This is a genomic window from Nitrosomonas marina, assembly GCF_900110145.1.
Lineage (GTDB): Bacteria > Pseudomonadota > Gammaproteobacteria > Burkholderiales > Nitrosomonadaceae > Nitrosomonas > Nitrosomonas marina.
Window position 1 is genome coordinate 1 of sequence record NZ_FOCP01000038.1, and the last position, 12,397, is coordinate 12,397.

A 12,397-nucleotide genomic window follows, 5' to 3' on the forward strand; every position below is an offset into this window, starting at 1 on the left:
GGAGATAATATATCGGTGACGGTGAATCTGATAGCGCCGATTGCGATGGACGAGGGTTTGCGTTTTGCGATTCGGGAAGGCGGAAGAACGGTCGGGGCTGGTGTGGTCGCCAAGATAATAGAATAAGTAGAGTAAAAAACATATTTGATTGTTGAGTAGATCTGAGAGATTAGTTTAGAATTCAGCCATAGCCAACTATGGCGAATAGCTTCCCATGTTAAGAAGGCCAGTAGCTCAATTGGCAGAGCGTCGGTCTCCAAAACCGAAGGTTGGGGGTTCGATGCCCTCCTGGCCTGCCAAGAATCACATGAAATCTCACTCAAGTCATTTTCATACATAGTTGATAAGAAAACGTGAAGGGTTCTTAAGCGTGAACAAATTAAAGCTTGGGCTTGTATTTTTATTCATTTTAACCGGTGTCGTCGGGTTTACCTACTTGAGTGAAAGCGCAATGGTAATTCGTGTGCTGTCAGTGCTTGTGGGGTTGTTGTTAGCAGCTTTTGTGGCACGTTATACGACGCAAGGACAAAACTTTTATTCGTTTTGTAGAGAATCCTCCGAAGAAACCAGGAAAGTAGTGTGGCCAAATCGTAAAGAAACATTGCAAACATCGGGTGTGGTTTTTGCATTTGTGGTGGCGATGGCATTATTTTTATGGCTAATTGATGCGGCACTGATGTCGATTGTCAAACTAATGATGGACCAGGATGTTTGACCACATTCTTCTGGAAATAAAATGAGCAAAAAATGGTATGTGGTGCATGCATATTCTGGTTTCGAGAAAAGTGTGCAGCGTGCATTAGTCGACCGTATCAACAGAGCGGATATGCAGGAGAAATTTGGACGCATTCTGGTACCCGTTGAAGAAGTGGTTGAAATGAAGGGTGGCCAGAAAAATATCAGCGAGCGCAAGTTTTTCCCGGGCTATGTGTTGGTTGAAATGGAAATGTCTGATGATACTTGGCATTTGGTCAAAAATACTGACAAGGTGACTGGTTTCGTAGGTGGTTCAGCAATGAAACCGACTCCGATCAGCCAAAAGGAAGTTGATAATATACTGCACCAAATTCAGGAGGGGATTGAAAAACCCAAGCCTAAAATTCTGTTTGAACTCGGAGAAGCTGTTCGGGTGAAAGATGGTCCCTTTACAGATTTTCATGGAAGTGTAGAAGACGTTAATTATGAAAAAAACAAGCTCAGGGTGTCCGTATCCATATTTGGTAGACCGACGCCTGTAGAGCTTGACTTTAACCAGGTCGAAAAGTCTTAGCAGAATATTGCGGTAACACTTGTTTAATAGTGGATTGTTTCCGTTTCTGCATATCAAATCGGTAATTGTATTTCAAACAGGGAAGAGTTTATCGCTCGTTATCACCCAATTAGGAGAGTATCAGTGGCAAAAAAAATCATAGGATATATCAAGTTGCAGGTGCCTGCTGGCAAGGCCAATCCGAGCCCGCCTATTGGTCCGGCGCTCGGCCAGCGTCAATTGAATATTATGGAATTTTGTAAAGCATTTAACGCTGCAACGCAAAAATTGGAACCGGGTTTGCCTGTTCCTGTTGTGATCACGGCTTATGCGGATAAAAGTTTTACATTTGTGATGAAAACAACTCCTGCGTCGGTGCTTATCAAAAAAGCGGCAGGAGTCGGAAAAGGAAGTGCCAAGCCACATGTGGATAAGGTTGGAAAATTGACCAGAAGCCAAGTTGAGGAAATAGCAAAAACTAAAACACCCGATCTAACCGCAGCAGATACGGATGCAGCGGTTCGAACAATTGCCGGCAGCGCGAGAAGTATGGGTATCGAGGTCGAGGGCATATAAAATGGCACGTAAATCCAATCGTTATCAAAATATTTCAGAAAAAGTAGACCGGAATAAAATTTACCTGCTTGATGAAGGATTGAGCTTGGTCAAAGATACTGCCAATGCAAAATTCGATGAATCAATTGACGTGGCTGTCAATCTCGGAATTGATGCAAAAAAATCAGACCAAGCAGTGCGTGGTTCTGTCGTATTACCAGCCGGAACGGGCAAAACTGTTAGGGTAGCTGTGTTCGCGCAAGGCGATAATGCTAAGGCGGCAGAAGAAGCAGGTGCAGATATTGTCGGGTTTGAGGATCTCGCTGCTGAAGTTAAGGCGGGGAACATTAATTTTGATGTCGCCATTGCGAGTCCGGATGCAATGCGTGTTGTCGGCCAGCTTGGCCAGATTCTTGGGCCGCGCAGTTTAATGCCCAATCCGAAAGTAGGTACTGTGACAACTGATGTGGCTACCGCTGTTAAAAACGCAAAGGCAGGACAAGTTCAATTTCGTGCAGACAAAACCGGTATCGTGCATTGTACAATCGGTCGAGCATCTTTTGAAATTGAAGCATTGAAGAAAAATCTTGCTGCACTGGTTGATGCGTTGAATAAAGCTAAACCGGCAACTTCAAAGGGCGCGTATCTGAGGCGTGTGTCAGTATCCAGCACTATGGGTATCGGTGTGCGCATAGATCAGACAACTATTTTGCAGTAACAAAAAACTTTGGGCCATCAGGTTGTTTTCGAATGACTAACAACCGGATGGGTTATCAAAGACCGTTGGGGCAGTCTGTTCACTGTATAAGCTTAAACTCTAATGAGCATGATGTTGCTAATTCGATCGTTAGAACCCAACGCAGATGGTGTACCCAAACAGGAGTTTTTCCTGGTTTAAGGTCGCCAGTGTGCAGTCTTCAGAAACCAGCTGTATCAGCAACTGAATCTGGAAACTGCTTTTACTGATGGAGAATGAACCTTGAGTCTTAATCTTGAAGAGAAAAAAGCCATCGTGAAAGAAGTCAGTGCACAAGTTGCAAGTGCGCAGACTATTATCATGGCTGAGTATCGAGGAATGGAAGTTGGTCAAATGACGCAATTGCGTGCAAAAGCACGTGAAGCGGGTATATATTTTCGCGTCATCAAAAACTCATTGGTGCGGCGCGCTGTAGAAGGAACACCTTATGCAGAACTTTCTGAGCATATGGTTGGCCCACTTGCGTATGGTATCAGCTCGGATCCTGTAGCTGCTGCCAAAGTTTTGCATGAATTTTCAAAAGAAAACGAAAAGTTCGTGATAAAAATTGGCGCTATGGGTGAAAGCGTAATGTCGCGGGAAGATGTAACTGCGCTGGCAGCTCTTCCGAGCCGAGAAGAACTGCTTTCTAAACTATTGGGAACGATGCAGGCGCCAATTGCTAAATTTGTGCAAACACTGAACGAAGTGCCTACAAAATTTGTACGTGGTCTGGCAGCGGTACGTGACAGTAAATAATCGCCCAATTTCTTAACCAAGATACATCAATTATATTTATCAGCTTATAACCAGGAGAAAACAATGGCAGTATCCAAAGATGAAATTTTAGATGCAATAGCAAATATGACAGTGCTTGAACTGTCTGAGCTTATCAAAGAAATGGAAGAAAAATTCGGTGTTTCAGCAGCAGCGGCAGCTGTTGCAGTAGCAGCACCGAGTGGTGGCGGTGGTGGTGGGCCGGATGCTGCCGAACAAACTGAATTTACCGTTATGTTGACTGCTGCGGGTTCAAGCAAGGTAAATGTAATTAAGGTGGTTAGAGCAGTTACGGGTCTGGGATTGAAAGAGGCCAAGGATTTGGTCGATGGCGCACCTAAACCTATCAAGGAAGGTGTTTCAAAAGAAGACGCCGAAGCTATCCAAAAACAACTGGTTGAAGCAGGCGCAACCTGCGAAATCAAATAATTTTATTGCTAGACGTACTAAGGCTGGCTGCAAATTCTGCTGCCAGCCTTTGGTGTTTCATTTGTCTGATGTTTTCAGATTCATCTGTTTTAGTACTTTCCATAGTTCTTTATTCTTTTCTCCCGGAGAAATTCAATGGGTTATTCGTTCACTGAGAAAAAACGTATCCGTAAAAGTTTTGCTAAACGGGATAGCGTCTTGCCTATTCCCTTTCTTCTTTCAACTCAGCTCGAATCCTACGCTTCTTTTTTGCAAGAGCATACACCAATCAATAAACGAAAAGATCAAGGCCTGCAAGCTGCCTTTAATTCAATTTTTCCTATTGAAAGTCATACCAAAAACGCGCGACTGGATTTTATAAGTTATGAATTGGGCGCGCCGGTTTTTGACGTTAAAGAATGTCAGCAACGCGGTTTAACCTATGCGTCGTCCTTGCGGGCCAAGGTGAGATTGACGATCATGGATAAAGAAATATCCAAACCGACTGTTAAGGAAGTGAAAGAACAGGAAGTTTATATGGGTGAAATTCCATTGATGACCAATACGGGATCATTCGTGATAAATGGAACTGAACGCGTCATTGTTTCACAGTTACACCGTTCGCCAGGTGTGTTTTTTGAGCACGATCGTGGTAAAACCCATTCGTCAGGTAAATTGCTCTTTTCTGCACGAATTATCCCCTATCGTGGCTCATGGCTTGATTTCGAATTTGATCCAAAGGATTGTTTGTTCTTTCGAATTGATCGCCGCCGTAAAATGCCTGTTACAACATTGCTTAAAGCGATAGGTTATACAGTTGAGCAGATTCTGGAGGAGTTTTTTATTTTTGATGGATTTTCCTTCAATGACAATTCTATTTCTTTTGATCTTGTCCCCGAGCGTTTGAGAGGCGAAGTAGCCAGCTTTGATATAAAAACCAGTGATGGTGGAGTGGTTGTTCAAAAAGATAAAAGAATAACGGCAAGGCATATCCGTGAACTGCAGGAAGCCAAGATGAATCAGCTTGAGGTACCTGAAGAATTTTTACTTGGCAGGATACTTGCCCATAACGTAATTGATCAGAAGACTGGGGAAATCATTGCATCGGTCAATGATGAAATTACCGATGACATGCTGGTCAAGTTCAAAGAAGCTGATATTCGTAAAATCAATACATTGTATGTCAATGATTTGAATTATGGTCCATATATTTCCCAGACACTTAAAATCGATGAAACAATAGATGAGACAACGGCTCAGGTTGCTATCTATCGGATGATGCGTCCTGGAGAGCCCCCAACAGAAGAGGCCGTCAAGGCTTTATTCGGAGGCCTGTTTTATTCTTCCGATCGCTATGATTTATCTGTGGTAGGCAGAATGAAGTTTAATCGTCGTGTAGGCAGGGAAGAATTGACCGGCTCACAAACTTTATCAAATGAAGACATTGTAGCGGTTATTAAAATTCTTGTGGAATTACGAAACGGTCGTGGTGAAATTGATGATATAGACCATTTGGGCAACCGTCGTGTCAGATCAGTAGGCGAACTGGCTGAAAATCAATTCAGATCTGGTTTAGTACGTGTTGAACGCGCTGTAAAAGAGCGGTTGAGTCAGGCAGAATCTGAAAATTTAATGCCACACGATTTGATCAATGCAAAACCGGTATCAGCCGCGGCACGTGAGTTTTTTGGGTCCAGCCAGCTGTCACAGTTTATGGACCAGACAAATCCGCTCTCGGAGATCACGCATAAACGCCGAATATCGGCATTGGGTCCAGGCGGACTAACGCGAGAACGAGCAGGTTTTGAAGTGCGGGATGTCCATCCGACACATTATGGCCGCGTTTGTCCAATTGAAACTCCTGAAGGACCCAATATCGGTTTGATCAATTCACTCGCATTATATGCGCGCACCAATGAATACGGTTTTATCGAAACACCTTATCGCAAGGTGGAGGACGGTCGTGTAACCGATGAAATTCATTATTTATCTGCGATTGAGGAAGGTAAATTTATTATCGCTCAAGCCAATGCAGCGCTTGATGAGGACGGAAAATTCGTCAGTGAGATCGTATCGTGCCGGCATAAAAATGAATTTACTCTTTCTTCTCCCGAACGTATCGAACACGTCGATGTGGCGCCAGCGCAAATTGTGTCAGTGGCAGCTTCACTGATACCGTTCCTCGAGCATGATGATGCTAACCGTGCATTAATGGGGTCGAACATGCAACGCCAGGCTGTGCCTTGCTTGCGCGCGGAAAAACCACTGGTCGGTACGGGGATCGAACGTGTTGTGGCTGTTCACTCCGGTACGACTGTGCGTGCGGATCGGGGCGGAGTTGTCGATTACGTTGATGCAAGCCGAATCGTTGTACGGGTACACGATGCAGAAACAAGCGCCGGGGAAGTGGGTGTCGATATCTATAATCTGATCAAATATACACGGTCCAATCAAAATACCAATATTAATCAGCGACCACTTGTAAAAACCGGTGATCAGATTGAGAAAGGTGATGTGATTGCAGACGGCGCTTCAACAGATATGGGTGAACTGGCATTGGGACAAAATATGCTTGTGGCATTCATGCCCTGGAACGGGTATAACTTTGAAGACTCGATTCTAATTTCAGAGCGGATAGTTTCTGAAGATCGATTTACTTCAATTCATATTGAAGAGCTATCCGTTGTCAGTCGAGATACCAAGCTGGGTACCGAAGAAATTACATCTGATATTCCCAATTTATCAGAGCAGCAGCTGGGTCGCCTGGATGAATCCGGCATTGTCTATATTGGTGCAGAAGTAGAGGCAGGTGATGTGCTTGTCGGTAAAGTGACACCAAAAGGAGAGACACAGTTAACGCCGGAAGAAAAACTATTACGAGCCATATTCGGAGAAAAAGCCTCTGATGTTAAGGATACATCCTTACGGGTGCCTTCCGGCATATCAGGAACTGTTATCGATGTGCAGGTATTTACGCGAGAAGGAATAGAGCGCGATAAACGTGCACAGCAAATTATTGACGATGAGCTTAGCAGATACAAGAAAGATCTGGCGGATCAGATGCGGATTGTGGAAGAAGATGCATTTGCGCGAATTGAACGCTTGCTGGTCGGTAAGTCGGCTACGGGCGGCCCTCAAAAAATCAAAAGAGGAACGACAATTACAGCTGAATATTTGCAGAACATGGATCCCCACTTTTGGTTTGATATTCGATTGTCGGATGAAGAGGCAAGTATTCAGCTCGAACAGATGCGTGAAAGTATGGCGCTGAAACGAAAAGCTTTTGATGAAGCTTTCGAAGAGAAAAAGAAAAAACTTACACAGGGTGATGAACTGCCGCCTGGCGTTCAAAAAATGGTTAAGATTTACATTGCAGTCAAAAGGCGTCTGCAACCCGGTGATAAAATGGCTGGACGCCATGGTAATAAAGGTGTGATTTCAAAAATAGTGCCGCTGGAAGATATGCCTTACATGGCTGATGGAACACCAGTGGATGTTGTGCTGAATCCATTAGGTGTGCCGTCACGGATGAATGTAGGTCAGATTCTTGAGGTTCATTTAGGATGGGCCGCAAAAGGATTAGGTAAAAAAATTGAAACGATGTTGCAAGCACAAAAGAGTGCGGCTGAATTAAAAACTTTTTTTGATACCATTTATAACAAAAGCGGCAAAAAAGAAGAGATTGATTTGTTAAAAGATGAAGAAATTTTATCGCTGGCCCAAAATCTAACGCAGGGTGTTCCATTCGCAACGCCCGTTTTTGACGGGGCTACTGAGGATGAAATTAAAAACATGCTCGAACTCGCTGATTTACCACGTTCAGGTCAGATTACGCTTTACGATGGACGAACCGGGGAAGCATTTGATCGTCCGGTGACAGTCGGCTACATGCATGTCTTGAAGCTCCATCATCTGGTAGACGACAAAATGCATGCACGTTCTACAGGTCCATACAGTCTTGTTACGCAACAGCCGTTAGGTGGTAAGGCTCAGTTTGGAGGCCAACGGTTTGGTGAAATGGAGGTATGGGCACTGGAGGCCTATGGTGCGTCCTATACACTGCAGGAAATGCTCACTGTCAAATCTGATGATGTAACGGGACGTACAAAAGTATATGAAAGTATAGTCAAGGGAGATCATAAAATTGATGCAGGTATGCCAGAGTCATTTAATGTACTGGTAAAAGAAATACGCTCGCTGGGAATGGATATTGATCTGGAGCAGGATTAATTGCCAGGACTTAAAAAAGACATCATTTTGAAGGTAAAGCTTTTCCGATTGGACGCGAAAGCTACAAATATTCAATAATTGTATTGCCTCTTGAAATACAGGAGTGACAAATGAAAGCACTGCTAGACTTATTTAAACAGGTTACCCACAAGGAAGAATTCGATGCAATACGCATCGGCCTTGCATCACCAGAAAAAATTCGTTCATGGTCATATGGTGAGGTCAAAAAACCTGAAACTATTAATTATCGTACATTCAAACCCGAGAGAGATGGCCTTTTTTGTGCAAAAATCTTTGGTCCTGTAAAAGACTATGAATGCTTGTGTGGTAAATATAAACGACTTAAGCATCGTGGTGTGATTTGTGAGAAATGTGGCGTTGAAGTGACATTGTCCAAAGTGCGTCGTGAACGCATGGGTCATATTGAATTGGCATCACCTGTCGCGCATATATGGTTTTTGAAATCCCTGCCCTCACGCCTGGGTATGGTGCTGGACATGACATTGCGTGATATTGAACGTATTCTTTATTTCGAAGCATATGTTGTGACGGACCCTGGAATGACACCACTGATCCGCTGCCAGTTGTTGACAGAAGATGATTACTTGGCCAAAACCGAAGAATATGGCGATGATTTTAGTGCTGCCATGGGTGCTGAAGCTGTGCGGGATTTACTGGCAAATCTTGATATCCATGAAGAAATAGATAATCTACGCCGGGAAATGGAGAGCACGGGTTCAGAAACCAAAATAAAAAAAATATCCAAACGTTTGAAAGTTCTTGAGGCTTTCAATAAATCGGGCATTAAGCCTCAGTGGATGATTTTATCTGTTCTGCCAGTGTTGCCCCCAGATCTGAGGCCGCTGGTGCCTTTGGATGGCGGGCGATTTGCAACATCGGATCTGAATGATCTTTACCGGCGTGTGATTAACAGGAACAATCGTTTAAAGCGTTTGCTGGAACTAAAGGCACCGGAGATTATTGTCAGAAACGAGAAGCGCATGTTGCAAGAGGCAGTCGATTCTCTGCTGGATAATGGGCGAAGAGGTAAAGCAATGACTGGCGCAAATAAACGTGCTTTAAAGTCGCTGGCGGATATGATCAAAGGTAAGGGCGGTCGCTTCCGCCAGAATCTATTGGGTAAACGCGTGGATTATTCCGGGCGTTCAGTAATTGTTGTTGGTCCTCAGCTCAAACTTCATCAGTGCGGTCTGCCCAAAAAAATGGCGCTTGAATTGTTTAAGCCTTTTATTTTTAACAGGCTTGAAGTAATGGGAATTGCCAGCACCATCAAAGCAGCGAAGCGCGAAGTTGAGAATGAGAGCCCGGTCGTTTGGGATATTCTCGAAGAAGTCATCAGAGAACACCCGGTGATGCTCAACCGTGCACCTACACTGCATCGCTTAGGAATCCAGGCATTTGAGCCGGTGCTGATTGAAGGCAAGGCCATTCAATTACATCCTTTGGTCTGTGCTGCATTCAATGCCGACTTTGACGGAGACCAAATGGCGGTTCATGTACCATTGTCCCTTGAGGCACAAATGGAATGTCGAACCTTGATGATGTCAACCAATAATGTATTATCACCTGCGAATGGTGAGCCCATAATTGTTCCTTCTCAAGATATTGTGCTGGGTTTGTATTACACGACACGCGAAAAAATGGGCGCACGCGGAGAAGGCATGTTTTTTTCAGATATCAGTGAGGTTTCACGCGCCTATGAAAGTCGCCAGGTTGAATTAAACGCCAAAATAAATGTCCGTATCAAGGAATATGAAACGGATACGGATGGTGAACAACGCGAAAAAATAACTCGTTATGAAACAACAGTGGGGCGTACGCTGCTGTTTGAAAATTTTCCACCCGGTCTACCGTTTTCATTACTCAACAAAACCCTCAAGAAAAAGGAAATCTCAAGACTGATCAATGCCAGTTTTAGGCGCAGTGGATTGAGGGAAACTGTCATTTTTGCAGATAAACTCATGTATGCGGGTTTTAGCTACGCCACCAAGGCCGGTATCTCAATCTGTGCAGATGACATGTTGATACCTAAACAGAAAAGTGATCTGATTGCTGCTGCAGAGAACGAGGTGAAAGAGATAGAAGGGCAATATACTTCTGGTTTGGTGACACAGGGTGAACGTTACAACAAAGTCGTTGATATCTGGGGGCGGGCAGGTGACCAGGTTGCCAAGGCCATGATGGAGCAGCTCGGGGTCGAGCGTGTGCTTGAGCAAGAAACAGGTCAAGTGAAACTGGATGGATCTGGCAAAGAAGTACTGCAAGAATCATTTAATTCAATTTACATGATGGCGGATTCCGGAGCCCGGGGTTCAGCAGCACAGATACGTCAGCTATCTGGTATGCGTGGTTTAATGGCAAAACCTGATGGCTCTATTATTGAAACACCTATTACAGCAAATTTCCGCGAAGGTCTGAATGTATTGCAGTATTTTATTTCTACACACGGTGCGCGCAAGGGTTTGGCTGATACTGCTCTGAAAACCGCAAACTCAGGTTATTTGACACGTCGATTAGTAGACGTAACGCAGGATCTGGTAGTGACCGAAGACGACTGTAATACAGTTGAAGGTGTCAATATGAAAGCACTCATTGAAGGCGGTGAAATCATAGAGGCGCTGCGCGAACGTATATTAGGACGCGTTATCGTAAACGATGTAGTTAATCCTGAAAACCAGGAAATGCTATATCCTGCCGGAACCCTGCTAGATGAAACAGCTGTTGATCTAATTGAATCATATGGAATAGATGAAGTAAAAGTACGTACCCCGCTGACGTGCGAAACACGTTATGGCTTATGCGCCAAATGTTATGGCCGGGATCTTGGTCGCGGATCACTTGTTAATGTAGGTGAGGCTGTTGGTGTGATAGCAGCACAATCCATTGGCGAACCCGGTACACAGCTAACCATGCGCACGTTCCATATCGGTGGTGCTGCATCAAGGACTGCGGTTGCGAGTCAAGTAGAAAGCAAATCAAGCGGCGTCGTTCAATATTCATCGACAATGCGTTATGTGACCAACGCTCAAAACGAGTTAATTGCAATTTCACGAAGTGGTGAAGTTATAATTACCGATGAAAATGGCCGTGAGCGTGAACGCCATCGAGCACCTTATGGTGCAACATTGCTTGTTCGCGACGGCGAAAGCGTTAAAGCTGGGCAGATACTGACGACATGGGATCCGCACACACGTCCTATCATTACAGAATATACTGGAAAGGTACGTTTCGAGAATGTCGAAGAAGGCGTAACAGTTGCAAAGCAAATAGATGAAGTGACCGGTCTGTCAACACTTGTTGTTATTGACCCAAAAAGACGCGGTGTAATTCAATCCAAAGGGCTGCGTCCACTGGTCAAGTTTCTTGACGATGAGGGTCAGGAAATCAAGATTGCGGGAAGCAATCAACCTGTCAGCATTACATTCCAGATTGGATGTATTATCACGGTACGTGATGGACAGCAAGTAAGTGTGGGTGAGGTTATCGCACGTATTCCGCAGGAAACATCCAAAACCAGAGATATCACAGGCGGACTACCGCGAGTTGCAGAATTGTTTGAAGCCCGTTCGCCCAAAGATGCGGGTATGCTGGCTGAAGTTACAGGTAATGTATCATTTGGTAAGGATACCAAAGGTAAACAACGCCTCGTAATCACCGATCTGGAAGGCGTAGCTCATGAATATCTGATTCCCAAAGATAAGCACGTGATGGCACATGATGGCCAGGTTGTGAACAAAGGAGAGGTGATTGTTGATGGACCAGCAGATCCACGGGATATTCTCAGATTGCAGGGTGTCGAAGCGCTGGCACGCTATATTACTGATGAAGTACAGGATGTTTATCGGTTACAGGGTGTAAAAATTAATGATAAGCATATTGAGGTGATCGTCCGTCAAATGCTCAGGAGGGTACAGATCATCAGTCCGGGCGATTCGTCCTTCATACAAGGAGAACAGGTAGAGCGTGCAGATTTGCTGATTGAAAATGAGCGGTTAATAGCAGATAAAAAAACGACAGCAACGTATGAATATATGTTACTTGGTATTACAAAAGCTTCGTTGTCAACAGATTCATTTATATCTGCCGCATCGTTCCAAGAAACGACGCGAGTTCTAACTGAGGCTGCTATTATGGGTAAGAAAGATGAGTTAAGAGGCTTGAAGGAGAATGTAATAGTAGGGCGATTAATTCCTGCTGGAACAGGCTTGTCGTTTCACAACACACGAAAAAAACAGATCGATTTACCTGAATTGAATCAGGATGTGACCATAGCAAGTGAAAGTAACGAACAGACGATTTGATTGGAAAGATGTAAATGAATTCAATTTTCTTGACAGGGTTAACCTGACTGAGTAGTCTTTGGGAGGGGATGAGGATTATCGGTGAAGGACAGGTCATGCTGATGCTGGATCTGGTAGTGG

General features: G+C 44.3%; 9 protein-coding genes and 1 tRNA gene. All 10 read left to right on the forward strand.

Going from position 1 to position 12,397, the window contains the following annotated elements:
* Positions 1-126, forward strand: a 126-nt coding sequence (locus BMX44_RS15575) for an EF-Tu C-terminal domain-related protein (protein WP_483869867.1), incomplete at its 5' end; no start/stop codon positions are given.
* Between the two features lie 97 nt (positions 127-223).
* A tRNA-Trp gene (locus tag BMX44_RS15580) sits at positions 224-299 on the forward strand.
* Positions 300-370: 71 nt separating this feature from the next.
* Complete coding sequence (secE, locus tag BMX44_RS15585; protein WP_090634737.1) at positions 371-715, forward strand: preprotein translocase subunit SecE; 345 nt, start codon at positions 371-373, stop codon at positions 713-715.
* A 21-nt stretch (positions 716-736) separates the two neighbouring features.
* The gene (gene nusG, locus BMX44_RS15590) at positions 737-1,270 is read left to right on the forward strand and encodes a transcription termination/antitermination protein NusG (protein WP_090634725.1); all 534 of its coding nucleotides are present in this window, start codon (positions 737-739) and stop codon (positions 1,268-1,270) included.
* 123 nt (positions 1,271-1,393) lie between these two features.
* Complete coding sequence (gene rplK, locus BMX44_RS15595) at positions 1,394-1,825, forward strand: 50S ribosomal protein L11 (RefSeq protein ID WP_090634727.1); 432 nt, start codon at positions 1,394-1,396, stop codon at positions 1,823-1,825.
* Position 1,826: 1 nt separating this feature from the next.
* Positions 1,827-2,522, forward strand: a complete 696-nt coding sequence (gene rplA / locus BMX44_RS15600; RefSeq protein ID WP_090634728.1) for a 50S ribosomal protein L1 — start codon at positions 1,827-1,829, stop codon at positions 2,520-2,522.
* Between the two features lie 261 nt (positions 2,523-2,783).
* Positions 2,784-3,299 carry a 50S ribosomal protein L10 gene (rplJ, locus tag BMX44_RS15605; protein WP_090634730.1) on the forward strand — a complete coding sequence of 172 codons (516 nt, stop codon included), beginning with the start codon at positions 2,784-2,786 and terminating at the stop codon, positions 3,297-3,299.
* 63 nt (positions 3,300-3,362) lie between these two features.
* A complete protein-coding gene (rplL, locus tag BMX44_RS15610) occupies positions 3,363-3,746 on the forward strand; it encodes a 50S ribosomal protein L7/L12 (protein WP_090634732.1) in 384 nt (127 codons plus the stop codon).
* Between the two features lie 135 nt (positions 3,747-3,881).
* Positions 3,882-7,955: a DNA-directed RNA polymerase subunit beta gene (rpoB, locus tag BMX44_RS15615; protein ID WP_090634734.1), complete on the forward strand. Its 4,074-nt coding sequence runs from the start codon at positions 3,882-3,884 to the stop codon at positions 7,953-7,955.
* 110 nt (positions 7,956-8,065) lie between these two features.
* Entirely contained in the window at positions 8,066-12,277 is a 4,212-nt protein-coding gene (gene rpoC / locus BMX44_RS15620; RefSeq protein ID WP_090634736.1) for a DNA-directed RNA polymerase subunit beta', read from the forward strand.
* The last annotated feature ends 120 nt before the right edge of the window (positions 12,278-12,397 follow it).